Origin of the sequence: Herbiconiux dendrobii (genome assembly GCF_052048175.1) — a bacterium.
Taxonomy (GTDB): domain Bacteria; phylum Actinomycetota; class Actinomycetes; order Actinomycetales; family Microbacteriaceae; genus Herbiconiux.
The window spans coordinates 319,922-343,623 of the sequence record NZ_JBLZQV010000001.1 but is presented as its reverse complement, the minus strand read 5'-3'; the positions used below and the strand labels follow the sequence as shown (position 1 = coordinate 343,623).

Annotated in this window: 23 protein-coding genes and 3 tRNA genes; 12 read left to right on the top strand and 14 right to left on the bottom strand. The window is 70.4% G+C overall.

Annotated features, from left to right (window positions below; all coding sequences use genetic code 11):
- Positions 1-45: 45 nt before the first annotated feature.
- From ACN4JJ_RS01595 to ACN4JJ_RS01585, 3 genes are read left to right on the top strand one after another with little or no spacing between them, the layout of a single operon-like run.
- On the top strand, positions 46-954 hold the full coding sequence (locus tag ACN4JJ_RS01595) for an alpha/beta hydrolase (RefSeq protein WP_440708153.1): 909 nt from the start codon (positions 46-48) through the stop codon (positions 952-954).
- Between the two features lie 30 nt (positions 955-984).
- Positions 985-2,634, top strand: a complete 1,650-nt coding sequence (locus ACN4JJ_RS01590; RefSeq protein ID WP_440708152.1) for a flavin-containing monooxygenase — start codon at positions 985-987, stop codon at positions 2,632-2,634.
- The gene (locus tag ACN4JJ_RS01585; protein ID WP_440708151.1) at positions 2,631-3,404 is read left to right on the top strand and encodes an SDR family NAD(P)-dependent oxidoreductase; all 774 of its coding nucleotides are present in this window, start codon (positions 2,631-2,633) and stop codon (positions 3,402-3,404) included. Before ACN4JJ_RS01590 ends, ACN4JJ_RS01585 begins: the two co-directional genes overlap by 4 nt.
- A 79-nt stretch (positions 3,405-3,483) precedes the next feature.
- Here the strand turns inward: ACN4JJ_RS01585 and ACN4JJ_RS01580 are convergent.
- Both ACN4JJ_RS01580 and ACN4JJ_RS01575 read right to left on the bottom strand, forming a co-directional pair.
- Positions 3,484-3,557, bottom strand: a tRNA-Met gene (locus ACN4JJ_RS01580).
- Positions 3,558-3,611: 54 nt separating this feature from the next.
- Positions 3,612-3,683 (bottom strand) — tRNA-Thr (locus ACN4JJ_RS01575).
- A 164-nt stretch (positions 3,684-3,847) separates the two neighbouring features.
- Between ACN4JJ_RS01575 and ACN4JJ_RS01570 the strand changes: the two genes are divergently transcribed.
- Positions 3,848-5,650, top strand: a complete 1,803-nt coding sequence (locus ACN4JJ_RS01570; protein WP_440708150.1) for a glycoside hydrolase family 13 protein — start codon at positions 3,848-3,850, stop codon at positions 5,648-5,650.
- Positions 5,651-5,786: 136 nt separating this feature from the next.
- Here ACN4JJ_RS01570 and ACN4JJ_RS01565 read toward each other — a convergent pair whose 3' ends face one another.
- The 5 genes from ACN4JJ_RS01565 to ACN4JJ_RS01545 form a co-directional block, all read right to left on the bottom strand.
- The gene (locus tag ACN4JJ_RS01565) at positions 5,787-7,382 is read right to left on the bottom strand and encodes a M23 family metallopeptidase (protein ID WP_440708149.1); all 1,596 of its coding nucleotides are present in this window, start codon (positions 7,380-7,382) and stop codon (positions 5,787-5,789) included.
- A gap of 259 nt (positions 7,383-7,641) precedes the next feature.
- Entirely contained in the window at positions 7,642-8,508 is an 867-nt protein-coding gene (locus ACN4JJ_RS01560) for an inositol monophosphatase family protein (protein ID WP_440708148.1), read from the bottom strand.
- Positions 8,509-8,677: 169 nt separating this feature from the next.
- Positions 8,678-8,759: transfer RNA gene (locus ACN4JJ_RS01555), tRNA-Tyr, on the bottom strand.
- Positions 8,760-8,845: 86 nt separating this feature from the next.
- Complete coding sequence (locus ACN4JJ_RS01550) at positions 8,846-9,622, bottom strand: lytic transglycosylase domain-containing protein (RefSeq protein ID WP_440708147.1); 777 nt, start codon at positions 9,620-9,622, stop codon at positions 8,846-8,848.
- Positions 9,623-9,663: 41 nt separating this feature from the next.
- Positions 9,664-9,822 carry a hypothetical protein gene (locus ACN4JJ_RS01545; protein WP_440708146.1) on the bottom strand — a complete coding sequence of 53 codons (159 nt, stop codon included), beginning with the start codon at positions 9,820-9,822 and terminating at the stop codon, positions 9,664-9,666.
- On the opposite strand from ACN4JJ_RS01545, the gene ACN4JJ_RS01540 reads away from it, so the two are divergent.
- Together ACN4JJ_RS01540 and ACN4JJ_RS01535 are read left to right on the top strand one after the other, a co-directional pair.
- A complete protein-coding gene (locus ACN4JJ_RS01540; protein ID WP_440708145.1) occupies positions 9,812-10,309 on the top strand; it encodes a YajQ family cyclic di-GMP-binding protein in 498 nt (165 codons plus the stop codon). The two genes, ACN4JJ_RS01545 and ACN4JJ_RS01540, sit on opposite strands and share 11 nt — an antisense overlap.
- Before the next feature lie 26 nt (positions 10,310-10,335).
- Complete coding sequence (locus tag ACN4JJ_RS01535; protein WP_440708144.1) at positions 10,336-11,025, top strand: NUDIX domain-containing protein; 690 nt, start codon at positions 10,336-10,338, stop codon at positions 11,023-11,025.
- Between the two features lie 144 nt (positions 11,026-11,169).
- Here ACN4JJ_RS01535 and ACN4JJ_RS01530 read toward each other — a convergent pair whose 3' ends face one another.
- Positions 11,170-12,603 carry an aminotransferase-like domain-containing protein gene (locus ACN4JJ_RS01530; protein ID WP_440708143.1) on the bottom strand — a complete coding sequence of 478 codons (1,434 nt, stop codon included), beginning with the start codon at positions 12,601-12,603 and terminating at the stop codon, positions 11,170-11,172.
- Between ACN4JJ_RS01530 and ACN4JJ_RS01525 the strand changes: the two genes are divergently transcribed.
- Complete coding sequence (locus ACN4JJ_RS01525) at positions 12,602-13,657, top strand: DMT family transporter (protein ID WP_440708142.1); 1,056 nt, start codon at positions 12,602-12,604, stop codon at positions 13,655-13,657. The two genes, ACN4JJ_RS01530 and ACN4JJ_RS01525, sit on opposite strands and share 2 nt — an antisense overlap.
- A gap of 64 nt (positions 13,658-13,721) precedes the next feature.
- On the opposite strand, the gene ACN4JJ_RS01520 is transcribed toward ACN4JJ_RS01525, so the two are convergent.
- The 4 genes from ACN4JJ_RS01520 to ACN4JJ_RS01505 all read right to left on the bottom strand — a co-directional run bounded on the left by ACN4JJ_RS01520 (position 13,722) and on the right by ACN4JJ_RS01505 (position 17,152).
- On the bottom strand, positions 13,722-13,949 hold the full coding sequence (locus tag ACN4JJ_RS01520; RefSeq protein WP_440708141.1) for a DUF1653 domain-containing protein: 228 nt from the start codon (positions 13,947-13,949) through the stop codon (positions 13,722-13,724).
- Positions 13,950-13,964: 15 nt separating this feature from the next.
- Entirely contained in the window at positions 13,965-15,320 is a 1,356-nt protein-coding gene (locus tag ACN4JJ_RS01515; protein ID WP_440708140.1) for an FAD-dependent oxidoreductase, read from the bottom strand.
- A gap of 74 nt (positions 15,321-15,394) precedes the next feature.
- On the bottom strand, positions 15,395-16,441 hold the full coding sequence (locus ACN4JJ_RS01510) for a polyprenyl synthetase family protein (RefSeq protein ID WP_440708139.1): 1,047 nt from the start codon (positions 16,439-16,441) through the stop codon (positions 15,395-15,397).
- A gap of 9 nt (positions 16,442-16,450) precedes the next feature.
- A complete protein-coding gene (locus tag ACN4JJ_RS01505) occupies positions 16,451-17,152 on the bottom strand; it encodes a class I SAM-dependent methyltransferase (protein WP_440708778.1) in 702 nt (233 codons plus the stop codon).
- A gap of 115 nt (positions 17,153-17,267) precedes the next feature.
- Between ACN4JJ_RS01505 and ACN4JJ_RS01500 the strand changes: the two genes are divergently transcribed.
- On the top strand, positions 17,268-18,518 hold the full coding sequence (locus ACN4JJ_RS01500; RefSeq protein ID WP_440708138.1) for an isochorismate synthase: 1,251 nt from the start codon (positions 17,268-17,270) through the stop codon (positions 18,516-18,518).
- A 48-nt stretch (positions 18,519-18,566) separates the two neighbouring features.
- Positions 18,567-20,522 (top strand): cell wall-binding repeat-containing protein, encoded by a 1,956-nt coding sequence (locus ACN4JJ_RS01495; protein ID WP_440708137.1) that lies wholly within the window; start codon positions 18,567-18,569, stop codon positions 20,520-20,522.
- A 74-nt stretch (positions 20,523-20,596) separates the two neighbouring features.
- On the opposite strand, the gene ACN4JJ_RS01490 is transcribed toward ACN4JJ_RS01495, so the two are convergent.
- Positions 20,597-21,568, bottom strand: a complete 972-nt coding sequence (locus ACN4JJ_RS01490; protein WP_440708136.1) for a hypothetical protein — start codon at positions 21,566-21,568, stop codon at positions 20,597-20,599.
- A gap of 239 nt (positions 21,569-21,807) precedes the next feature.
- Between ACN4JJ_RS01490 and ACN4JJ_RS01485 the strand changes: the two genes are divergently transcribed.
- From ACN4JJ_RS01485 to ACN4JJ_RS01475, 3 genes are all read left to right on the top strand, one after another.
- On the top strand, positions 21,808-22,344 hold the full coding sequence (locus ACN4JJ_RS01485; RefSeq protein WP_440708135.1) for a hypothetical protein: 537 nt from the start codon (positions 21,808-21,810) through the stop codon (positions 22,342-22,344).
- Between the two features lie 51 nt (positions 22,345-22,395).
- Positions 22,396-22,725 carry a hypothetical protein gene (locus ACN4JJ_RS01480; protein WP_440708134.1) on the top strand — a complete coding sequence of 110 codons (330 nt, stop codon included), beginning with the start codon at positions 22,396-22,398 and terminating at the stop codon, positions 22,723-22,725.
- 85 nt (positions 22,726-22,810) lie between these two features.
- Positions 22,811-23,350 carry an ECF transporter S component gene (locus ACN4JJ_RS01475; RefSeq protein WP_440708133.1) on the top strand — a complete coding sequence of 180 codons (540 nt, stop codon included), beginning with the start codon at positions 22,811-22,813 and terminating at the stop codon, positions 23,348-23,350.
- Here ACN4JJ_RS01475 and ACN4JJ_RS01470 read toward each other — a convergent pair.
- The gene (locus tag ACN4JJ_RS01470) at positions 23,347-23,586 is read right to left on the bottom strand and encodes a hypothetical protein (protein ID WP_440708132.1); all 240 of its coding nucleotides are present in this window, start codon (positions 23,584-23,586) and stop codon (positions 23,347-23,349) included. The genes ACN4JJ_RS01475 and ACN4JJ_RS01470 overlap by 4 nt on opposite strands.
- Positions 23,587-23,702: the final 116 nt, after the last annotated feature.

The window sequence follows — 23,702 nt, the reverse complement described above, 5'->3', positions numbered from 1 at the left end:
GCGCGGTCATCCTGGTGTCATCCCCGACGATGAGGAGAGAGTTCAATGTCGACGAACAAGCCGACCGACCTTCTCGGCGAGATCTACGCGCAGTGGACCGTCGAGTTCGTGGCCGCCCCCGAGATGTCGCTGCCGGTGCTGCGCTGGGTCTTCGAGGACTGGCAGCGCGCCACCACCGAACCGGAGGGCGTGACCTACGCCACGACCGCGATCGGCGGCGTGCCCGGCATCGCGGTGCATCCGATCGGCGCCGACGAATCGAAGATCCTGCTGTTCCTGCACGGGGGCGGCTTCGCCCTCGGCTCGGCGGCCAGCCACCGCAAGATGGCGGGGCACGTCGCCAAGGCCTGCGGGGTGTCGGCGTTCGTCGCCGACTTCCGGCTCGCTCCGGAGCATCCGTACCCCGCGCAGCTCGACGACGCGACGGCCGTGTTCGAGGCGCTCCTCGCCGGCGGCCGCTCGCCCGCTGACATCGCCTTCGTGGGCGACAGCGCCGGCGCCAGCATCGCGATCGCGACCACGCTCCGGTTGCGCGACACCGGGCGGCCCACGCCCGGCCAGGTCGTCACCATCTCACCGTGGCTCGACATGGAGAACACGGGCGAGACCATCGCCACGAACGACGACACCGACTTCCTGATCGCCCGCGAGGGGCTCCAGGGCAACATCGACCGCTACCTCTCCGGGGGCGCCTCGCCCACCGATCCCCTCGTGAACCCGCTCTACGCCGACTTCACCGGCTTCCCGCCGCTCTACATCGTGGCGTCGGCCCACGAGTCGCTCTTCCACGACGCCCAGCGGCTGGATGCGCTCGCCCGCGCCGCGGGGGTGGAGGTGACGTTCCACGCCACCGAGGGCATGCAGCACGTCTACCCACTCCAGGCGGGAAACCTCCCCGAAGCCGATCAGGCCGTCGCCGACATCGCGGCCTGGTACTCGGCACACACGAACTGACACCTCGAACACACGCGAAAGGACACCACAATGACCGAATCCACCCCCCGCGACCACGATGCCGTGGTCATCGGTGCCGGCTTCTCCGGCCTGGCCCTGCTGCACCACCTCCGCGAGATCGGTCTCGACACGATCGTGGTCGACGGCGAAGACGGCATCGGCGGCACCTGGTGGGTGAACCGCTATCCCGGTGTGCGCACCGACAGCGAGTTCAGCTACTACTCGTTCTCCTTCTCCAAGGAGGTGCGCGAGGAATGGACGTGGACGCAGCGCTACCCGGCCGGACCCGAGGTGCTCGACTACCTCAACTTCGTGGCCGACCGGCTCGACCTGCGCAAGGACATCCGGCTGAACACCCGGGTCGACTCCGCGGTCTACGACGAGGACGCCAATCTCTGGACGGTGAACTTCGCCGACGGGACCTCGGTCACCACCAAGTACCTCATCAGCGGCATGGGGGTTCTCTCGCAGGCGATCTACCCCGACATCCCCGGTATCGACGCGTTCACGGGCGAGAAGTACCACACGGCGCACTGGCCGCGCTCGGGCGTCGACCTCACCGGCAAGAAGGTGGGGCTGATCGGGCTGGGCGCCTCCGGCATCCAGATCGTCCCCGTGATCGCGCCCGAGGTCGACGAGTTCTTCGTCTTCCAGCGCACACCGAACTTCATCGTCGAGACCAACAACGACGCGGTCTCCACCGAGGAGATGCAGCACGTGCGCGAGAACTACGACGCCATCTACGCGAAGGCGGCGGCGCATCCGTTCGGTGTGGCGATGGAGCCCGCGGAGTTCTCGGCGCTCGAGGTGAGCCCGGAGAGGCGGCGCGAGATCTTCGAGTCGAAGTGGAACGAGGGCGGTTTCCACTTCGCCAACGAGTGCTTCAACGACCTCGCCACCAACCACGAGGCCTCCGAGCTCGCCTCGGAGTTCATCCGGTCGAAGATCCGCGAGATCGTGAAGGATCCCGCCACGGCCGAGCTGCTCTCACCCACCACCTACTCGTTCAACGGCAAGCGGGTGCCGACCGGCCACGGCTACTACAGCACGTTCAACCTGCCGCACGTGCACCTCGTCGACACCGAGGCCGAGCCCATCACGGAGATCACCGAGAAGGGCATCATGGTGGGCGACACCGAGTACGAGCTCGACGTCATCATCTTCGCCACCGGCTTCGACGCGATGACCGGCACGCTCACCAACATCGACATCCGGGGCCGTGGAGGCAGGACCCTCCGCGAGAAGTGGCTGGAGGACGGTCTCAAGTCGAACCTCGGCATCAACGCCAACGGCTTCCCGAACTTCTTCATGTCGCTCGGGCCGCAGACGCCGTACTCCAACCTCGTGGTGCCCATCCAGCTGGGCGCCCAGTGGCTGCAGCGGGCGCTCAAGTGGGCCGAGGAGAACGGTGTCGAGCGCTTCGAGGCCACTCCCGAGTCGGAGGACTGGTGGGCCGCCGAGACGGAGCGCACCGGCAAGTCGACCGTGATGTACAGCGAGGGCAAGAAAGCCAAGGCCTGGTTCCTCGGCGAGAACGTGCCCGGCAAGCCGGAGGAGTTCCAGGTGTACATGGGCGGCGGGCAGGTGTACCAGCAGCACTGCCGGGAGGTCGAGGAGAGCGGCTACCGCAGCTTCCTCGCCACCGACGCCGCCTCCGCTCCCGAGCCGGCGCGCGCATGACGGGGCGGCTCGAGGGCAAGGTCGCCCTCATCACCGGCGGGGCCTCGGGCATGGGGCGCGCCACCGCGGAGCTGTTCGCGGCGGAGGGCGCATCCGTCGCCGTCACCGACTTCAACGCCTCGCTCGGCGCGACCGTGGTGGAGCAGATCGCGCAGGACGGCGGTTCCGCGCGATTCTGGGAGATGGACGTGTCGACGGAGGCGAGCGTCGCCTCCGTCGTCTCGGAGGCCGCCGCGGAGTTCGGCGGCCTCGACATCCTGGTCAACTGCGCCGGCATCATCGGCGTCGACAAGCCGACACACGAGGTGACCGAGACCGAATGGGACGCTCTCTTCGCCGTCGACGTCAAGGGCGTGTTCTTCGCCACGAAGCACGCCGTGCCGCACCTCATCGAACGCGGCGGGGGATCGATCGTGAACTTCTCGTCGATCTACGGCCTCATCGGCAACGACGAGTTCACGCCGTACCACGTGGCCAAGGGGGCGGTGACGATGCAGACGCGGCAGGATGCGGCGAGCTACGGTCGCTACAACATCCGGGTGAACTCGGTGAACCCGTCGACCGTGCTGACGCCGCTCGTGGAGGGCATCGCCGCCGAGTACCCGGGCGGCCTCCCGGCCTACGAGCAGATGATGACGGCGAACCAGTCCATCCGCCGCCTCGGCCGCCCACTCGACGTGGCCTACGGGGTGCTCTACCTGGCCTCCGACGAGGCGAGCTGGGTCACCGGCGTGAACCTCGCCCTCGACGGCGGATACACGGCCCGCTGACGCGCGGGACCGGCGCGGGCTCACGTCGTCCGACCCATAAGCGAAAACCCCCAAGATGGCGAGATCTTGGGGGTTTTCGTAGCGGGAGCGGGACTTGAACCCGCGACACCACGATTATGAGCCGTGTGCTCTAACCACCTGAGCTACCCCGCCTTGACTCCAGAGAACGGCCGCAGCCCGCGAGGGCCGGGGCCGGCCGGAAGCCGGAGCCCCCTGTGGGAATCGGACCCACTACCTCTTCCTTACCAAGGAAGTGCTCTACCAATGAGCTAAGGGGGCGCGCACAGCCGCGAGCGGCTTTTGGCACCAGTAGAGAATAGCATCCCGCGGGGGCTGGTTTCGCCGCATCCGTCGTCCAGGCACTCCCGAACCGCTGCCGACCTGCTCCCGAACGTCTGCAAACGATTCCACAGCGGCCACGGCCTGCGGTTAGAGTTCTCGTCATGACTATCGAGACCTCGCCCGACCCCGACGTCCCCGAGGTGCAGACGCTCGGCACCCTGATCGGCACCGGCAGCGAATGGTGGCGCTCCGCCGTCATCTACCAGATCTACCCGCGCTCCTTCGCCGATCACGACGGCGACGGCATCGGCGACCTGCCCGGCATCACCGCACGCCTCGACGCGCTGTCCGACCTCGGCGTCGACGCCATCTGGCTCTCGCCGTTCATGACGAGCCCCCAGCACGACGCCGGCTACGACGTGGCCGACTACTGCGACGTCGATCCGCTGTTCGGCACCCTCGCCGACTTCGACCGGATGCTCGCCCGCGCGCATGCGCTCGACATCCGGGTCATCGTCGACCTGGTTCCCAACCACACCTCGTGGGACCACAAGTGGTTCCAGGAGGCCCTCGCCGCCCCCGAGGGCAGCCCCGAGCGCGACCGCTACATGTTCCGCGACGGCAAGGGCCCGAACGGCGACGAGATGCCCAACAACTGGGAGAGCGTGTTCGGCGGCCCGATGTGGGAGCGCACCACGAACCCCGACGGCACGCCCGGCCAGTGGTACCTGCACATCTTCGACAAGTCCCAGCCCGACCTCAACTGGGAGAACCCGTGGGTGCGCGAGCAGTTCCACGGCATCCTGCGGTTCTGGCTCGATCGCGGCGTCGACGGCTTCCGCGTGGACGTGGCGCACGGCCTCATCAAAGAAGAGGGCCTGCCCGACTACACGCCGCCCGCCGACGCCGGGAGCATGGGCGGCGGCGCATCCGACCCCCTGATGGCCGACCCCCTGGTGGGCCTGGAGCCCGGCATCGACGCCGACGCCACCCTCGACCCGCCCACCCCGCCCTATTGGGCGCAGGACGGCGTGCACGAGATCTACCGCGGCTGGCACCGCGTGCTCGACGAATACGAGGGCGACCGCGTGCTCTGCGCCGAGGCCTGGGTGGAGCCGCTCACCAAGCTCGCCCGCTGGGTACGGCCCGACGAGATGCAGCAGGCCTTCAACTTCACCTACCTCTCGGCCGGTTGGTCGGCCCCGGAGCTGCGCGCCGTGATCGACACCTCGATCCACGCCTTCGGCACGGTCGGCGCCCCCTCCACCTGGGTGCTGTCGAACCACGACGTGGTGCGGCACGCCTCGCGGCTCGCCCTCACCGCCGAGAACCTGCAGGGTGCCGGTATCGGGCCCGACTCCCCCGGCCTGCCCGATCCGGTCGTCGGCCTCCGCCGCGCCCGCGCCGCGACCGCCGTGATGCTCGCCCTGCCCGGCAGCGCCTACATCTACCAGGGTGAGGAGCTCGGGCTGCCCGAGGTCATCGACCTCCCGGCCGAGTCGCGGCAGGATCCCACCTGGTTCCGCACGAACGGCGAGAAGTACGGGCGGGACGGATGCCGCGTGCCCATCCCGTGGGAGGCCGGCGTGCCCTCGTACGGCTTCGGTCCGTCCGCCGCCAGCTGGCTGCCCCAGCCGGGCGACTGGGACGGGTTCGCCCGCGACCAGCAGACCGGTGTCGCCGGGTCGACCCTCGAGCTCTACAAGCTCGCGCTGTCGCTGCGGGCCCGCTTCGCGCTCGGCGTCGGCACCGGATCGGGCACCGGCACGGTCGAGTGGCTCGACGGCTACGGCCCCGACGTGATCGCCTTCCGCACGAACGGCGTCACCGTCATCTCGAACCTGGGCGCCGCCCCGGTGGAGCTCCCGGTGGAGACCCGCACCGAAGACGTGCTGCTCTGCTCGGAGTCCCTCACCGAGCCGGCACTCCCCACCGACACCACAGTCTGGCTCGCCTCCGCGTAACCCCTAACCCCCATCCCCCTCCTCGCGACCCGTCGATTTCGGCCCTGAGATCCATGTCTCAGGGCCGGAATCGACGGGTCGCCACGACGAGCGGCGGGAAGTCGCTACCGGGGATGAGGGGCGTGCTGGGCGCGGGTCAGACCGCGTGGGTCTGGAGCCAGGCGTAGGGGTCGACGGGGGTGGTGCCGTCGAGGCGGATCTCGAGGTGCAGGTGGGCACCCGTGGAGGTTCCGGTGTTGCCGACCTGGCCGACGGGCTGCGCCACCTTGACGACCTGGCCCTCGGTGACCGTGATCGAGCCGGCCAGCATGTGGCCGTAGACGCTCGACACCTTCTGGCCGTCGATCACGTGGTCGACGATCACGTGCACGCCGAGACCGCCGTTGTCGGAGATCTGCACGAAGCTGACGACACCGTCGGCGATCGACTGGATGGTCGTGCCCTGGCCGGGCGTGAAGTCGACGCCCTTGTGGTCGGTGCTGCCGATGCCGCCGGGCGACTCGCGGTGCCCGAAGTAGTCGCTGATCGGCACCCCCACCGGGAACGGCCACTGGATGGCACCCGTCGGGTTGTTCGTGAACGTGTCGGCCACGCGCATGCCGGCCGCGCGCAGCTCGGCCACGGTGTCGCGCACGGCGTAGCCGTCGCGGGCGACGCTCGACACGGCGGCCTCGGCGCTCGTGGTGAGCTCCTGGCCGGGGGTCGTCACGCTCGAGGCGAGCACGACCGACGACGACGGGGTGTCGGAGGCCGCGTGCCAGGCCGAGGCGGGCATCGTGGTGGCGACGGCGATCCCGGTGGCGAAGATCATCGCCACGATGCTGAAAGCGCCCTTGGCGATGTCGCCGCGGCGCACGCGCCGGCCGGAGGGGCGAGGGGCGGATCCCGCTGCTCCGGATGCGCCGCCCGCGGCCTCGGCGGACGCGCCGGTTCCGGATGCGGCGGCGGACGCCTCGGCGTCGACCGGCGTGGCCTTCGAGGCCGAACCGGGCTCCGCGTCGAACACCGCGGCCGCGGAGCGCAGCGTGCGGCGCGAGACCGCACGGGTGGCGGGCGCGGTGCTCGCGGCGGGTTCGACGGCGGCCGGTTCGACGGCGGCCGGCTCCACCGGCACGACCTCGGCGGAGATCTCGGTGCCGGCGACCGTCAGGGTCACGGGCGCGTCTGCCGGAACGACGGCGTTCGCGTCAGTGCCTTCGGAGGCGGACGGCACGGCCTCGTCGGCGGCGGGGAATGCCACAGCCTCGTCGGCGGCGGGGGTCGGCACGGCCTCGTCGGCGGCGGGGGCCGAGGTGGGCGTCACGATGCGGGCGCGGCGACCGCCGGCCGGCTTCTCGATCGTGTCGCTGAAGGCGTCGGCCGCGCGACGGCCGGCTTTCGGGGCGTGCGGGCGAACGGCGGTGACGTGGTTCGCGGCGATCACGGGCTGTGCGGTCGCGGCATCCGGAGCCTTCGTGCGGGCCCGGGTCGACGTCGACTCGGCATCGATCGGCGCGGCCGTGCGTGCGCGGCGTCCGACGGGACGAGCGGGGGCGACGGCATCCGCGGAAGGCGCGTCTTCGACAGGGGAGCCGGCTGTGGCGGCGGCATCCGGAGCCGGGGCAGGCGCGGCCGCTCGACGCGCACGGCGGCGCACAGGCGCCTCCTGAACCGGGGCGACATCGGCGGCGGCAGCGCCGGCCGAGTCGCGATCCGCCGCGGCAGCCGCCTCAGGGGAGGCCGGAGGCGTCACGCGCAGACTGCGTCGCGACGGAAGGGAAGGGCCAAGACCGGTAGGGGTCTGGTGCGTCGTCGAACCATCGGCCTCGCGTTTGGATGAGTCGTCATCCGGGCGTGAAGTCGTCCGTGCCAATTGTGTGGGTATCTCCGGTAGAACGTCGGGTGATCGTCTCGGGGTAAGCGAGATGGCGGATTGGTCAAGGGTACCGAGGCCATCCCCGATATGCCACCTCGCACAACAATCCCGCGCGCCCTCCGGGTGTCGCGCAGGATCAGAGCGGGAGGCCCGCGCTCCGGTGCAGTTCGAACACCAGCGGTGCGAGCACCTCGGCGAGCGCCGGATCGGCCGCGAAGGTGAGCACCGAGCCCTCGGCGGCTCCCTCGAATCCGCCCACGAACGCCCCCGCTTCGCGCGCGATCAGCGCCCCGGCGGCGTAGTCCCACGGGTTCAACCCGCGCTCGGCGTAGGCATCGAGCCGGCCGGCGGCGACCGAGCACAGGTCGAGGGCGGCCGATCCGGCACGGCGGATGTCGCGCACCTCGGCCACCAGCCCGCGGATGAAGTCGGCCTGCTTCACGCGCAGCCCGGCGTCGTAGGCGAAGCCGGTGCCGACGAGCGCCTTGCCGAGCTCGACCCCGGTGTTGACGGCGAGCCGGCGGGTGCCGTCGCGGCTGTCCAGCCAGGCTCCCCCGCCGGCGCGGGCGGAGTAGACCTCGCCGAGCACGGGGTTGATCACCACGCCGGCCAGCGCGGTCCAGGTGGCGGGATCGGGCGCGAGCGCGGCATCCGGAACCCGCACGGCCGCGATGCTCACGGCGTAGGCGGGGATGTCGTAGAGGTAGTTGACGGTGCCGTCGATCGGGTCGACGACCCAGGTGATGCCCGAGGTGCCGGTGCTGCCCTCCGACTCCTCGCCGAGGAACCCGTCCTCCGGCCGCAGCTCGGCGAGCCGGGCGCGGATGAAGTCCTCCGACTCGCGGTCGGCGAAGGTCACCACGTCGACGGCCGACGACTTGGTCTGGGCCACCTCGACGCCTTCGGCGCGGCGCCGTGCGATCAGCGCCCCCGCCTCGATCGCGATCGCCCGGGCGACCTCGAGAAGCTCGCCGGCCAGCGATTCGGACTGCGTTTCAGACATGCACATCTCCGTCGTTCGAACTAGCGGATCGGCCCCGTCCGCCACGGTGTCACTCCGGAACACTCACTGAGAGTCGGGATAGCCACCGGTAGGTGGCGGAGGGCGGGGGCGCCACCGGCTGGGTGGCTATACGGCTGCGCCACCGGCTGGGTGGCAGAAATATATCGTGTGGCGAGTGAGGGATTCGAACCCCCGAATGCGAAGCAGTCTGATTTACAGTCAGATCCCTTTGGCCACTTGGGTAACTCGCCAGGGCGCACCCGACCACGTTCATCACACAACCGAAGGCGCGGATCAAGGATACCCACGACTCACCGATGCGCGAAATCGGACCGGATCAGTCGCCGGACGCACCGTCGGCAGCGGCCTCGGAGGCGTAGCGATCCGCGTACTCCAGCACCTCGTCGAGGTACGCGGGCGACTCGTTGTACCCGGTGATCGCGGTGCGCCAGCCCTCCTCCGTGCCGAGGTCGCCGCCGGAGTAGCAGAGGTACTCGGCGGCCGAGAGCGAGGCGTCGTCGATGTTGTGGATGTCGGGCACCCCGTCGCCGTTCGCCTCGGTGGCCCAGGCCGCCCAGGTGGCGGGCACGAACTGCATCGGGCCGACCGCCCTGTCCCACTCCGTGTCGCCGTCGACGGCTCCGGCATCCGTGTCGGCGATCTCCTGGAACCCGTCGCCGTCGAGGGGCACGCCGATGATGGGCGCGCTGGTCACGCCGGTGTCGAGGATGCTGCCCCCGAAGATCGTGCCGTGGTGCGACTCCACCCAGCCGATGCCGGCGAGCGTGTTCCACCCCAGGTGGCAGTCGGGCCGCACCTCGTTGCTCGCGATCGCCGCGCCCGCGTATCCCTGCAGCGCCCGCCGCGGGATCCCGGTCGCCTCGGCGACCCGATCCAGCCACTCGCCGTCGACCAGCTCGGCGGTCGGCGTGCCGCCCTTGTAGGTTCCGGCCCCGGATGCCTCGGCCTGCCCGAACACCGCGAACGTGGCATCCGCTCCCCCGTCGCCGCCCACGGCACCCGCCGAGCACCCGCTGAGCCCACTGAGAAGGAGTGCCGCCGCAGCGACACTCCCGATTGCGGCGCCCGCCGTCGCCCGCCCCTTTAGTCGCATCCCTCCACTCAAGCAGATGCCACCGACGTTCCCCTGAACACTCAGAAGGTCTCGATCACCATCCCGCAGTCCATGTCGCGCACGTTTCTGGCATCCGGCACGTTGTGGATCTCCATGGCGATCTCCCGATCTACTCGCCACCTGTCTTTGCCATCATGAGGCTTCGTCACGATGACTTCCCCGCGTAAAATGGCGGGCATGGCAGATTCATCGTTTGACGTGGTCAGCAAGGTCGACAAGATGGAGGCGGACAACGCCCTCAACCAGGCGCAGAAAGAGGTCGCGCAGCGCTACGACTTCAAGAACATCGGGGCGTCGATCGAGTGGAGCGGCGAGAAGGTGATGATGAAGGCGAACTCCGAGGAGCGCGTGAAGGCGATCCTCGAGGTCTTCGAGTCGAAGCTGATCAAGCGCGGCATCTCCCTGCGCTCGCTCGACGCCGGCGAGCCCTACGCGAGCGGCAAGGAGTACCGCCTCGAGGCCTCCATGAAGGAGGGCATTGCGCAAGACGACGCGAAGAAGATCAACAAGCTCATCCGCGACGAGGCGCCCAAGAGCGTCAAGTCGCAGATCCAGGGCGACGAGCTGCGCGTGTCGTCCAAGAGCCGCGACGACCTGCAGGCCACGATGGCGCTGCTGAAGGGCGCCGACCTCGACGTGGCCCTGCAGTTCATCAACTTCCGCTGAGCGGCGAGCGCCCCCTGAACGACAGAATGGACACGGCCGGCGTCGACGCGCCCGAGCCCGGGACGCCCGGCGTCGACGTACCCGACCGCCGGGGGCGCACCGGTCTGCACCTCACCGGACGGGGCCTCACGGGCAACCCCCGGGTCGAGGTGCTCGACGTGCGCCTGCTCAGCTCGAACTGGTACGTCACCCGCACCACGCGCATCCGGTTCCGGCACCGCGACGGCCACGTCTCGATCGAAGACCGTGAGACCTACGACCGGGGCAACGGCGCCACCATCCTGCTCTACGATCCAGCCCGCCGCACGGTGCTGCTCATCCGCCAGTTCCGCTACCCGGCCTACGTCAACGGCCACCCCGACGGCGAACTGCTCGAAGCACCCGCGGGCCTGCTCGACGACGACGCCCCCGAGGCCGCCATCCGGCGCGAGGCCCACGAAGAGACCGGCCACCGCATCGGCGAGGTGCAGCGCGTGTTCGAGGCGTACATGAGCCCCGGGTCGATCACCGAGAAGCTCTACTTCTTCGCCGCTCCCTACAGCGAGCGCGACCGGACGGATGCCGGTGGCGGGCTCGCCGACGAGGGTGAGGACATCGAGCTGGTCGAGCTGGGCATCGACGAGGCCCTCGCCCGGATCGGCGCCGACATCATCGACGCGAAGACCATCATGCTGCTGCAGTGGGCCGTTCTGAGCGGCCCGTTCGCGAGGCCCTGAGCGCGGAATGCGCCGGCCGCGCGAGCCGGGGATCGGTATCGCGGGCCGACGGTGATGGGTAGGCATCGCCGGCCCGCGAACGCCTCGAGCCTAGAAGCGCCGTTGCGGGCCGTGTCGGGCGACCCCCGGTATTCACCCGCCGATTCACCCATCGCCGCGCGTGTGGTTCCCCGCTCCCTCCAGCCGGCGCGCCAGCACCGTGACCGCCTCGGCGAAGCGCCCGGGCGCGGGACCGGAGTAGTTCAGCCGCACGAATCCGGCCGTCGGCTCGGCCGGGAACCACTCGGTGCCGGGCGAGATCAGCACCCCGTCGGCCGCGCAGGCCCGCACGTACCGCTCGACCTCCACACCGGCCGGCAGCCGCAACCAGAGGTTCAGCCCTCCCGCGGGCACCGAGGTGAGCGTGCCGGGCGGCATCAGCTCGGTGACGAGTGCGGCCAGGGTGTCGCGCCGCAGCCGCAGCTGCTCGCGCATCCGGCGCAGGTGCGGGGCCCAGCCGGGGGCGGTCACCACCTCCAGCGCGGCGGTCTGCAGCACGCCGCTGACGTAGAGGCCGTCGACGACCCGGTCGGTGCGGATGCGCGAGAGGGCCGGCCCCCTCGCCACGACTCCGGCGATGCGGATGGCGGGAGACACGCTCTTGGTGAGCGAGCGCACCGACACGACGTGCCCGTCGGCATCCTGGGCCACCAGCGGATGCACCGCGCCGTCGAGCGCGAAGTCGTGCGCCCAGTCGTCCTCGATCAGGAAGGCTCCGTGAGCTCGGACGACCTCCAGGATCGCGCGCGCGGACGCCGGCGACCAGGTGGCACCGGTCGGATTCGCGAAGTGCGGCATGGCGTAGAACAGCCGTGCGCGACTGCGCTCGAAGGCCTCGGCGAGCACGATCGGATCGACGGCGTCGCCGTCGCGCGGCACCGGTACGATCTCCAGCCCCGCCTGCCGGGCCGCCGCGATGGCGCCCCAGTAGCCGGGCGACTCCATCACGATCGACTCCCCGGGCCGGGCCAGCGCCCGGAAGATCGACGAGAGCGCGCTCTGCCCGCCGGGCATCACGATCACGTCGGCGGCCGCGGGCGGAGCGCCGTCGCCCGCCGCGGTCTCCGCCGCCTCCTGCGCGAACCACTGCCGCAGTTCGGGCAGGCCCGAGGCGGGCGGGCGGTCCAGTGCCGACCGCGAGCGCGCGGCCCGCGCCAGCGCGGCCTGCACGGCACGCACCGGCAGCAGCTCGTCGGTGGGATACCCCGCGTGCAGGGCGATGATCTCCTCCCCCGCGGTCTGCATGGTCGAACCGACGTAGCCGCCTTCGCTGCGCACCGGGCCGAGGGCGGCGGTCTGCCAGCCGAAGTCCGAGCGGGGTGCGGGCACCGGATGCCGCACGAAGTTGCCGGCCCCGGGTCGCGACTCGACGAGGCCGTCGCGCACGAGCATCCGCACGGCCTGCTGCACCGTCACGGGCCCGGCGGCGAACCGCTCGGCGAGAGCGCGGGTGCCCGGGAGGCGTGTTCCCGCCCGCAGGCCGTGCACCTCCGCGCGGAGCTCTGCCGCGATCCGTTCCGCACTGCTACTGTTGATCATGAAGCACAACAGTAGCGCTACTGCCCCTGACGCCGCTCCGCTATCGGCGGGCGGGGGAACGGATGCCGCCGGCACGAGCGGGGAGGCGAGCACCGAGCACGGGGGCGCGGACGCGCACGTGCTCGCACCCGGATCCGGCGCACCGCCTGCCCGTGCCGGGCTCAGCCGCGGCGGTCTCGTGTGGGGCTTCCTCGGGGTGCTCGCGTTCTCGTTCACGCTGCCCTTCACGCGCATCGCCGTCGCGACGCTCGATCCGCTGTTCGTCGGAGCGGGGCGGGCGCTGGTCGCCGCCGCCCTGGCCGCGATCGTGCTCGCGGTCACGCGCACCCGGCTCCCGGCCCGCCGGCTCTGGCCGCGGCTGCTCGTGGTCGCCGCCGGCGTGGTGGTCGGCTTCCCGTTCCTCACCTCGTTCGCGCTGCAGACCGCGCCCGCGGCGCACGGTGCCGTGGTGATCGGGCTGCTGCCCGCCGCCACGGCCGCGGTGGCGGTGCTGCGCGGCCGCGAGCGCCCGAGCCGGCTGTTCTGGGTGGCCTCGCTCGCCGGCGCGGCCGCCGTGATCGGCTTCACGGTGCTGAGTTCGGGCGGCTTCGGCGGCCTGCACCTCTCCGACCTGCTGCTGCTCGGCGCCGTGGTCGCGGCCGCGGTCGGCTACGCCGAGGGCGGCCTCCTGGCGCGGAAGATCGGCTCGTGGCAGGTCATCTGCTGGGCGCTGGTGGCGGCCTCGCCCGTGATGCTCGTGCTCACCGGGGTCTCGCTGGCGCAGCATCCGCCGGTCGCCCCCGTCGAGGGCTGGCTCGCGTTCGGCTACGTCAGCCTGTTCAGCATGTTCCTGGGGTTCTTCGCCTGGTATCGCGGGCTCGGCATCGGCCCGATCGCCTCGGTCAGCCAGATCCAGCTGGTGCAGCCCGTGCTCACCATCGTCTGGGCGGCCCTCCTGCTCGGCGAGCCGCTGACCGTGCTCACGGTCGTGGGCGCCCTCGCGGTCATCGCCTGCGCGGCCCTCGCGGTCCGCTCGCGTGTCTCCCGTTCCCCCTCCCCGCAGCAGTCCGGTTGACGGATGCAGAAATACCGAGGAGCGACCCCGTCTAGGGCGTCGGTGCTCGGCATTTCTGCATCCGCTAACCGAATAAGGGGGCGAAGCGCGGTACCACCTCGCCGTCGACCTCCACGGTCTCGGCGAACATCGTGAGGGGGCGCACCCAGAGCGCCTCGGGCGAGCCCGCCGCGGGGTGGTACACCACGAACTCCTCCTCGGTCTCCGAGTGCCGGGCGATGCCCACCACCACGTAGTCGTTGCCCTTGTAGTGGCGGTACCGCCCGGGCGTCACCTCGGAGTGCTCAGGCATGCGCGCGGCCGGCCCTCAGGCCCGCGAGATGGCGATCATGTCGTCGCGCGGCACGACCTTCACACGCAGACGCGGATGCGCATCCGTCTCGCCCAGCCCGAGTTCGTGCTGGTCGAGCTTGTGCCAGCCCTCGAGGTCGGTGTACTCCACACCGCGCGACTCGAGCAGTGCCGGGATGGCGTCCTCCTCGGGCTCGGCGGGCGCCCACCAGTTGGCCTGGTCGCGCTTGAGGTGCTCGAGGGTCTCCATCGCGTCCGACTTGGTGTGGCCGATCAGACCCACCGGGCCACGCTTGATCCAGCCCGTGGCGTAGACGCCCGGGATGACCTCGTTGTCGTCGTCGAGCACCTGGCCCTCGTGGTTCGGGATGACGCCGTGGTGCTCGTCGAACGGGATGCCGTCCAGCGGCGACCCGAAGTAGCCGACCGCACGGTAGATCGCCTGGATCGGGATCTCGCGGATCTCACCGGTGCCGCGCACGCTGCCCGCGCCGTCCGGCTCGGTGCGCTCGTAACGGATCGCGGCCACGCGGCCGTCCTCCCCCACGACCTCGAGCGGCTTCGCGTAGAAGTGCAGGTGGAGACGGCGCGACGCCGAACCCACCGAGCGCTCGCGCCACTGGTTCAGCACCTTGTTGATCACGAACACCTGCTTGTTCGACTCGATCGCAGCCTTGGACGCCTCGTCGAGATCGAAGTCCTCGTCGGCCACGATCATGTCGACGTCGTTCAGCTCGCCGAGCTCGCGCAGCTCCAGCGGCGTGAACTTCACCTGCGCCGGGCCGCGGCGGCCGAACACGTGCACGTCGGTGACGGGCGAGGCCTTGAGCCCCTCGTACACGTTGGCGGGGATCTCGGTCGGCAGCAGGTCGTCGGCGTGCTTGGCCAGGATGCGCGAGACGTCGAGGGCCACGTTGCCGTTGCCGATGACGGCGACCGACTGCGCCTCGAGGGGCCAGGTGCGCGGGACATCCGGATGCCCGTCGAACCAGCTCACGAAGTCGGCCGCGCCGTAGGAGCCCTCGAGGTCGATGCCCGGGATGTTCAGGGCGGCGTCGCGGATGGCGCCGGTGGAGAAGATGACGGCGTTGTAGTGCTTCTTGAGGTCGTCGAGCGTGATGTCGACGCCATAGCGCACGTTGCCGAAGAAGCGGATGGCACCCGAGTCGAGCACCTCGCGCAGGGCCGTGATGATGCCCTTGATGCGCGGGTGGTCGGGCGCGACGCCGTAGCGCACGAGGCCGTAGGGGGCGGGCAGCTGCTCGAACAGGTCGATCGAGACGTCGAAGTGACGCTCGGCCTTCACGAGCAGGTCTGCGGCGTAGATGCCGGCGGGGCCGGCTCCGACGATGGCCAAACGGAGCTTGGTCACGGGTGAGGTTCCTTTGTTCGGTTGGTGCGGTCCGCCGGGTCGGGGCGGAACGGACGACGGTGCGCCCCGCGGGGTCAGTTGGTGCGTTCCACCACGGTCTCGGCGAAACGGATGAGGGTCTTCTTCACGGTGCCGGCGGGCAGCGGGTCGAGCGCGGCGATGGCCTCGTGGGCGTAGCGGCGGGCCTCGTCGACGGTTCGCCCGGTCACCGCGTGCTCGCGCAGCATCCGGATGGCGTCGTCGGAGTCGGCGGCACTCGCACCCGAGAGCGCTTCGGCCGCGAGCCGCTCGAGCAGGGCCGAGGCAGCGGAGTCGCCGGCCGCGGCGTCTTGACGCAGGTACAGCACGGGCAGCGTGGCGACGCCGGCCCGGATGTCGGTGCCGGGCGTCTTGCCGGAGTTCTCGTCGCTCGGAGCGATGTCGATCACGTCGTCGACGAGCTGGAAGGCGATGCCCACCTTCTCGCCGAACTCGCGCACCGGCTGCTCGTACGAGGGGTCGGCGCCCGAGAAGATGATGCCGAGCTGGGCCGAGGCCGAGATCAGCGACCCGGTCTTGTCGGCGAGCACGCGCAGGTAGTGCTCGACCTCGTCTTCGCCGTCCTGCGGGCCGATCATCTCGTTCAGCTGACCGAGGCACAGCCGCTCGAAGGTGTCGGCCTGCAGACGGATGGCCCGCTCCCCGAGGATGGCGAGCAGGGCGCTGGCCCGCGCGAACAACAGGTCGCCGGCCAGGATGGCCACCGAGTTGCCCCACACGTACTGGGCGCTCGGCACACCGCGGCGCTGATCGGCGTCGTCCATCACGTCGTCGTGGTAGAGCGAGGCGAGGTGCGTGAGCTCGATCGAGGTGGCCGCGGTGACGACCTCGTCGGTGATGCCGCGGCCGAGCTGGGCGGTGAGGAAGGCGAGTACCGGGCGCACGCGCTTGCCGCCGGCCTCGAGCAGGTAGCGGGAGACGACGTCGACCAGGCCGCCGGAGAACTTGGTCTCCTCGGCCAGACGGCGTTCGAGCGCCTCGATGCTCTCTTCGATGAGGCGGGCGGTGCGCCGATCCTCTCCGGTGGAGAACAGGCGGTCTGCTAGCGAGAGGCCGCCGGCTCGGCGGAGACTGGGTGTCACGGTCACAGCCTACTTTTCTTCGGCACCGGCGTGCGGTGCGGCAGCGCCCTTGGCGGCGTGCGGCTTGACGCCCTTGTGCAGCGCGACGATGCCGGCGCTGAGATCGCGGTGGCGCACCGAGACGAACCCGGTCTCGCGCAGCCAGGAGGCCAGGGTCTTCTGGTCGGGCCAGGAGGCGATCGACTCGAAGAGGTAGTCGTAGGCCGCGTCGTTCGAGGAGACGGCCTTCGCGAGGGCCGGCATCACGTTCTTGAGGTACCAGAAGTAGGCGCCGCGCAGCGGCTTCACCGGCCGCGAGAACTCGCAGATGACGATCCGCCCGCCGGGGCGGGTGACCCGGAACAGCTCGGCCAGGGCCACCTTCGGATCGCTGATGTTGCGCAGCCCGAACGAGATGGTGACGGCGTCGAACTCCTCGTCGGCGAACGGCAGTGCCATCCCGTCGGCCACCACGAACTCGATGTTGGGCACGCCCGCCTGCTGGCGACGGCCCACCTCGATCATGCCCGGCGAGAAGTCGGCCGCCACGACGTGCGCGCCGCTCTTGGCCAGCGAGGCGCTGGAGGTGCCGGTGCCGGCAGCGAGGTCGAGCACCTTCTCGCCCGGTCGCGGGTCGACGGCGCGGGTGGTCGCGACCCGCCAGAGCACGGCGTTGCCGACCGAGAGCACGTTGTTGGTGCGGTCGTAACCGGCGGCGACCTGGTCGAACATCGCGGAGACCTGCTCGGGTCGTTTGGTGAGGTCAGCCTTAGTCACCCTCACAGTTTACGTTCAGTCCCGCTGCGAGCGCGCCGAGGGGCCGGATTCCCAGGCGTAAGCTGAAGAAGTGAGTGCTTCTGCAGCCGAGATCCCGCGTCTGAGGGTTCAGACCAGCCGCCTCGGTGAACTCAAGCTGCTGCTGCCGCTGATCGATCCGCGGCATCCGCTGATCTGGATGCGCAAGGGCCAGGGCATCGCCGGCGTCGGCGAGGCGCTCCGGCTGGAGTTCTCGGGCGCGCAGCGGATGCAGGAGGCCTGCGCCGCCTGGAAAGAGGTCGTCGCCTCGGCCACGGTCACCGACCCGGTCGGCGTCTCGGGCACCGGACTGGTGGCCTTCGGCAGCTTCGCCTTCGCCGACGACTCGGCCGCCACGAGCGTGCTGATCGTGCCGCGCCTGCTGCTCGGCAAGCGCGACGGCGAGTACTGGATCACCCGGGTGACGGTCGAGGGGGAGGATCCGGCCCTGGTGCCCGATCCGACGGCCCGCCCGCTCGGCCCCGAATACCGGCTCTCGCTGCTGCCCGGCAGCATGGGCCCCGACGACTTCCGCGCCGCCGTGCAGGCGGCGATCGACCGCATCGCCGACCAGCAGCTGAGCAAGGTGGTGCTGGCGCGCGACCTCACCGGCCATCTGCCGGAGGGCGCCGACCTCCGCCGCACGCTCACCGACCTCGCGCTCGGCTACCCCGACTGCTGGACGTATTCGGTCGACGGATTCCTCGGCAGCAGCCCCGAGACGCTCGTCAGCGTCTCGCGCGGCACGGTCACGGCCCGGGTGCTCGCGGGAACGACCTCGCGGGGAACGGATGCGGCCGCCGACCACGACAAGGCCGTCGCGCTGGCGACCTCCTCGAAAGACCTCGACGAGCACGGCTACGCGGTGGCGAGCGTGCTCTCGGCGCTGGCCCCGCACAGCCGCACGCTGAGCTCGAGCGAGCAGCCCTTCACCCTCAAGCTGCCGAACCTCTGGCACTTGGCCAGCGACGTGCTGGGCACGCTCTCCGACGGGTCGACCTCGCTCGACCTGATCGCGGCGCTGCACCCGACGGCGGCGGTGGCCGGAGCGCCGACCGCTTCGGCCCTGGCGCTCATCCGCGAGCTCGAGCCCTTCGACCGCGGCCGTTACGCCGGCCCGGTGGGCTGGGTCGGTGCCGACGGCGACGGCGAGTGGGCGGTGGCGCTGCGCTCGGCGCAGGTCGCCCCCGACGGTGACATCACGGCCTATGCCGGCTGCGGCATCGTCGCCGACTCGGAACCCGAACGCGAGTACCTCGAGACGAAGATGAAGTTCCGCCCCATCGTGGAGGCCTTCGGCTGACGCCTCCCGATGCTTGATAGCTGAGGATTCCTCTGCTATTTTGGGGGGATGTCTCTTCACGCCCGAACCGCTGCAGCCCTCACCGTCGGCCTGATCGCCGCCGCAGTCTTCTCGGGCGCTGTCGGGACCGCCCCCTCGGCTACCGCCTCAGTGCTGCTGCGCACGGTCATCCCGCACGACACGGCCGCCGGGATCGGTAAAGGACCGATGGCCATCGCCGTGCGAGACGATGCTCATCGGGCCTATGTCGCCAACAACCTCGACGGCACAGTGACAGCAATCGACACCCTGTCGAATTCCGTGATCGCGGTGCTTCCGCATGACGTCAGCGCGGGAATAGGCAACCTCCCTCAGGCGGTCGCCATCGATCCATCGCGAGCGCAGGTGTACGTCGTGGGTTCCGGCACGATCGCGATCATCGATTCGAACATGAATCGAGTCACCAAGGTCATCACCACCGGCGACGGCATGGACTCTGTAGCCGTGGATTCAGCCGCTGCGCGCGCCTACGTCACGGACTACTCGAACGACACGGTGATCGTGATCGACACGAACACGAACACGATCGACCATGTCATCGCTCACGATCTCATCAACGGCATCGGCAACAACCCGTCCTCTGTGGCGGTCGATCCCGCGACGCGTCAGGTGTATGTGACCAATGACAGCGACTCGATCTCGGTGATCGACACCACCACCGAGGAGGTGACCGCGGTGATCCCCACACCGGCGGGCGGGTCTCCGCGCTCCATCGCTATCGACACCGAGCTGCAGAAGGCATATGCCATCGATTTCTTTCACCGGTCGCTCGTCGTCCTCGACACGACGACGAACAAGATCGTGGGTTCCGTCGTCCTCGGTGGCGAACTGAAGAGTGTCGCGATCGATTCCCAATCGCACCAGATCTTCGTCAGTCGCACCCGAGGTGACGGCATCACAGTCCTGGATTCACGCACCGACAAGATCACTCGAGTCGTTCCGGCGGGCCCGGATACGGGAGTGGCCACATTCGTCGAGGGCGTGGCTGTCGATCCCGTAACGAGTCAATTGTTCGTAGCGAACTACGGAGACAACAGCGTCGCGGCCCTCAGTACTTCTGCGACACAGCCGCTGGTTCGGTTGAGTGGGGCGGATCGGTTCGAGGTGTCGGCAGCGGTGTCCTATGACGGGTTCAACCCGGGAGTGCCGGTGGCATACATCGCGGCGGGAGGCACGTTCGCCGATGCACTGTCGGGGTCGGCGATCGCCGGAGCACAGCGCGGCCCCGTGCTGCTGGTGCAGAAGAGTACGATCCCGGATGCGGTCGCGAAGGAACTGCAGAGGCTGAAACCGCGCTCGATCGTGGTGCTAGGTGGAATCGCCTCCATCGACGCGACGGTGGAAAGCACTTTGAGCGCATTCTCGCCCTCGGTACGGCGCGTAGCCGGTGCCGACCGATACGAGGTCTCGGCCGCACTGTCCCAGGGAGTCGCACCCCGTGCACCGGTCGTGTATGTGGCCTCGGGTGAGGTGTTTCCCGACGCACTGTCGGCCAGTGCGGCTGACGGGTCGCAGAACGCGCCCGTGCTGCTGGTCCAGCGGAACGCGGTCCCGGGCGCGGTGGCGACCGAGTTGGCGCGGCTGAAGCCCGGGCGGATCGTGCTCGTGGGCGGGCCGAACACCGTCTCCGACGACGTCGCGCGTACCCTCGGCGGGGTGGCGCCTACGACCCGGATCGCTGGCGCCGACCGGTTCTCCGTGTCCGCGCAGGTGTCGGCGTCGGCGTTCGCGACCGGCCTCGACACCGTGTACGTCGCATCCGGAGCCGTGTTCCCGGACGCACTGTCCGGGTCTCCGGCGGCGATCGTGAGCGGGGCACCCGTGCTGCTGGTCTCCGCGGCCGGGGTGCCCACCGATGTCGCGAACGAGCTCGACCGGCTGAAGCCGAAACGGATCGTCGTGCTCGGCGGAACGACCACCATCCCCGATGCGGTCCTCACCGAACTCCGCACGCATCTCTCGTGAGCGAGGGCCGAGTCCCGACCACGACCGGAACCTGCACCGCAGACGGAGCCTGAGTCTGAGTCTGAGTCTTGGCGCTACGCGCAGGCGCAGATGACGTCCGAACCGAGCAGTTGCACGGCAAGGGCAGCCGAGGGCGGGTCATAGGTCACGATCGTCTGACCCACCGGAGTGGCGACGATCGTGGCCGGGGTGAGCGAGCCCGGCGCGGCGATCAGCCCCTCGAGGCGAAAAGTACCCACGACCGAGACCGGGCCCGCGCCGCTGGACGCAACCGGCGTGACGGTCAGACTCTCGGGCCCGCTGTAGCCGTCCGGGTAGGTGAGGGCGATACCGGTCGGCAGAGCACGCCCGACGCTCACCGAGACCGAACCCGTCTGGGCCGGAAACACCCATCGGGTACCGTCGAAGGTCGCCGACCCGGCATCCGGGCTCCAGTTCAGGGTTCCCTGCTCGGCACCACCCGCCGGGGCCTGCACCGAGACCGTGACGGAACCGGACCGATGCCCCGGCGCGGCGGCCACGATCGTTCCCGCGCTCGTGCCGACGGGGCACCGCACGGTGACGGAGAATTGCCCCTCGGCATCGAGAGCCGCGGTGGCCGGCCCGCCGAATCCGGCGGGATACGACAGCCCCACAGCTGTCGTGCCCGCTGGATCGGCGACGGTGCCGAACAGGCCGAGGGTCTGCGCCCGGGAGGCCGCGAACACCATCGTGGCGCTGAAGGCGATCGCGGTTCCGGATGCAGCGGCCCCCGGAACGGCGAGGGCGAGCGCCACGACGGGGGCGCTCCACGCCGCGCCGGCCAGTACGGTCCGTCGCGAGAGCCCGCTCGACAGTGCTACCCCGCTCTGGGCTACCCCGCTGCGACGGGAGGGATCGGGCGCGGTCTGCCGCGCGAGTCCGCCTTCGGGCTGCGGGCTGGAGGTCCGGTGCGTGAGTCTCCTCCAGGGCTGCGTCGCGCTGACCCCCGACCGCTGCGACGCGCTGCTTTCGAATCGAGGGAGAGCGGGCGACGGCACCGACGAGTCGGGCGGGGTTTCGGGCATGGCCGACCGTAACATCCGGGGTGCGGCGGGGACGGGGGGCGAGCACTGGCGGGTACCCCCAGTCCGGGGCGAGGCCCTCGCGCGCCTGAGGTGGAACCTACACTGAGGCCATGCCCGAGAACCCGCCTCAGAACGCTGGGCCCGTGTCCCGTCCCTCCCTGGGTTCCGACCTCGGAGGGAGTCCCTCCCTGGGTTACGACCTCCGAGGGAACGGTGAACGGGGCCGTCGCGCCGATGGGATGTCTCGACGCGCCGTGCTCTCGGCGGGGGCCTGGTCGCTGCCCGTGGTGGCGCTGGCGGTCGCCGCACCCGGCGCGTCGGCCAGCGGGGGCGGTGACCCGACCTTCACCACGGGGACCCCGATCGCGTCGGCCGACCCGAGCATCCTGACCTTCCCGCTGTACATGGACGACCTGCCTGCCGTGCCGGCGAGCGAAGAGGGCGACTACGTCGGCGTGCTCGTGGTGCTGTGCCTTCCGGAGGGGCTGCAGGCCGTGGCGGTGTCGCCGGGCTGGGCGATCGCGAGCGGATCGGACGACTTCGACGGCGGCGCCGCCTACGTCTACAACACGGTCGCGATCACGGCGGGCTCCGACACCACGCTGCTCGTCACGGTCCAGGAGGCACCCGACGTCAGCGGACTGCACGGCGAACTCGGCGCCGACGTGGCGATCGGCACGACGGGCTTCGTCACGGAGGTGGCCTGGCAGTACAGCTTCGGCGACCCCGAGGGCGCGCCGCTCGCCAACTGCGCGGCCGCACCCGCCGCGCGCTGACGGCACCGCCCGGCGACCTCCGTGCGGCGCGCGAACCAGTAGGGTTCGGGGATGAGCCCCGCACGTTCCGAGAGCACGAACGGAACGGGCGCCGCCGGCCGCCGGCCACGGCGCACCGTCGCCGGATGGCAGCGCACGGCGTTGGCGACGTCGATCATCGCGCTGGTGTTCGCGTTCGTGTTCCTGAAGAACGGGTTCGTGTTCGGCACCGTCGTGGCGGGGCTCGTCGCCATCGCGGGGGTGCTCGCGCTGTTCGGCCTGCACCGCTACCGCGTGCGAGGCAGCGGCACACCCGCGTGGACGCCGTTCACCCGCGCCGCCCTCGTGTTCATCGCGGTCGCCGTCATCGGGGCCGTCGTGATCCTGCTGATCGCCTTCTGAGCGACCAGCAGCGTTCCCGCCCCACCGGGCACGCCGCTCGTCCGGCACCTCCCTCCGCTCTTCTAAGCTGAACGGGGAGGAACGCATGAAGAACACGAGCACGCGGCTGCTGCTCAGCTGCGCCGCGATCGGGGTCGCCGGCGGCATCCTGTTCATCGTCAACTCCTACCTCGGCGGCACGATCAACGCCGTCATCCCGGTGCTCTACGGGCTCACGCTCGGGGTGTACTTCGTGCCGGGGGCGATCGCGCAGTTCCTGTTCCGACGGCCCGGGGTGGCGCTGCTGGTGGCGGTGCTCGCGGGGCTCGTCTCGGCGGCGTTCCAGCCGCTCGGCTTCGGGGCGGCTCTGATCGCCGTGGGGATCGGGCTCGTGCAGGAGCTCCCGTTCGCCCTCTTCCGCTACCGCCGCTGGTCGCTCGGGCTGTTCGTCGCCGGCGCGGTGCTCTCGGGCGTCGTCCTCGCGTTCGGCATGTACCGCCTGGTCGGCGCGAACGACCTGGATGCGCTGGGCACGGTCATCCTGCTCGCCGGCTCGGTGATCTCCCCCGTGATCTTCACGCTGATCGCCCTGGCCCTCGCGCGCGCCCTCGCCGCCACGGGCGTCGCCCGAGGCATCGCCCGCTAGCCACCCCCGCCCGCGCGTCCCGTCAGCTTGCCCGCGACTTCGCAGAAGTCACCCATCCAGCCCGCGACTTCGCAGAAGTCACCCGTCCAGCCCGCGACTTGGCAGAAGTCGCCCATCCAGCCCGCGACCTCGCAGAAGTCACCAGTCCAGCCCGCCACTTGGCAGAAGTCGCCCGTCCAGCCCGCGACTTCGCAGAAGTCACCAGTCCAGCCCGCGACTTGGCAGAAGTCGCCCATCCAGCCCGCGACTTGGCAGAAGTCGCCCGAATGCGGTCTCGGCTTGGCAGAAGTCGGCGGTATTCGCGGCGACTTGCCACATCTTGTGGCAAGTGACGGGCGCCTCGCGGGCGTGA

Bases quoted from the DNA above. Each gene is read 5' to 3' on its own strand.
- ACN4JJ_RS01535 (WP_440708144.1), top strand. From the start codon at position 10,336: ATGGACACGGCCGGCGTCGACGCGCCCGAGCCCGGGACGCCCGGCGTC.
- ACN4JJ_RS01470 (WP_440708132.1), bottom strand. From the start codon at position 23,586: ATGGGCGACTTCTGCCAAGTCGCGGGCTGGACTGGTGACTTCTGCGAA.
- ACN4JJ_RS01585 (WP_440708151.1), top strand. From the start codon at position 2,631: ATGACGGGGCGGCTCGAGGGCAAGGTCGCCCTCATCACCGGCGGGGCC.
- ACN4JJ_RS01595 (WP_440708153.1), top strand. From the start codon at position 46: ATGTCGACGAACAAGCCGACCGACCTTCTCGGCGAGATCTACGCGCAG.
- ACN4JJ_RS01525 (WP_440708142.1), top strand. From the start codon at position 12,602: ATGAAGCACAACAGTAGCGCTACTGCCCCTGACGCCGCTCCGCTATCG.
- ACN4JJ_RS01475 (WP_440708133.1), top strand. From the start codon at position 22,811: ATGAAGAACACGAGCACGCGGCTGCTGCTCAGCTGCGCCGCGATCGGG.
- ACN4JJ_RS01590 (WP_440708152.1), top strand. From the start codon at position 985: ATGACCGAATCCACCCCCCGCGACCACGATGCCGTGGTCATCGGTGCC.
- ACN4JJ_RS01505 (WP_440708778.1), bottom strand. From the start codon at position 17,152: ATGTTCGACCAGGTCGCCGCCGGTTACGACCGCACCAACAACGTGCTC.
- ACN4JJ_RS01480 (WP_440708134.1), top strand. From the start codon at position 22,396: ATGAGCCCCGCACGTTCCGAGAGCACGAACGGAACGGGCGCCGCCGGC.
- ACN4JJ_RS01570 (WP_440708150.1), top strand. From the start codon at position 3,848: ATGACTATCGAGACCTCGCCCGACCCCGACGTCCCCGAGGTGCAGACG.
- ACN4JJ_RS01545 (WP_440708146.1), bottom strand. From the start codon at position 9,822: ATGCCCGCCATTTTACGCGGGGAAGTCATCGTGACGAAGCCTCATGAT.
- ACN4JJ_RS01530 (WP_440708143.1), bottom strand. From the start codon at position 12,603: ATGATCAACAGTAGCAGTGCGGAACGGATCGCGGCAGAGCTCCGCGCG.
- ACN4JJ_RS01560 (WP_440708148.1), bottom strand. From the start codon at position 8,508: ATGTCTGAAACGCAGTCCGAATCGCTGGCCGGCGAGCTTCTCGAGGTC.
- ACN4JJ_RS01485 (WP_440708135.1), top strand. From the start codon at position 21,808: ATGTCTCGACGCGCCGTGCTCTCGGCGGGGGCCTGGTCGCTGCCCGTG.
- ACN4JJ_RS01550 (WP_440708147.1), bottom strand. From the start codon at position 9,622: ATGCGACTAAAGGGGCGGGCGACGGCGGGCGCCGCAATCGGGAGTGTC.
- ACN4JJ_RS01490 (WP_440708136.1), bottom strand. From the start codon at position 21,568: ATGCCCGAAACCCCGCCCGACTCGTCGGTGCCGTCGCCCGCTCTCCCT.
- ACN4JJ_RS01520 (WP_440708141.1), bottom strand. From the start codon at position 13,949: ATGCCTGAGCACTCCGAGGTGACGCCCGGGCGGTACCGCCACTACAAG.
- ACN4JJ_RS01495 (WP_440708137.1), top strand. From the start codon at position 18,567: ATGTCTCTTCACGCCCGAACCGCTGCAGCCCTCACCGTCGGCCTGATC.
- ACN4JJ_RS01540 (WP_440708145.1), top strand. From the start codon at position 9,812: ATGGCGGGCATGGCAGATTCATCGTTTGACGTGGTCAGCAAGGTCGAC.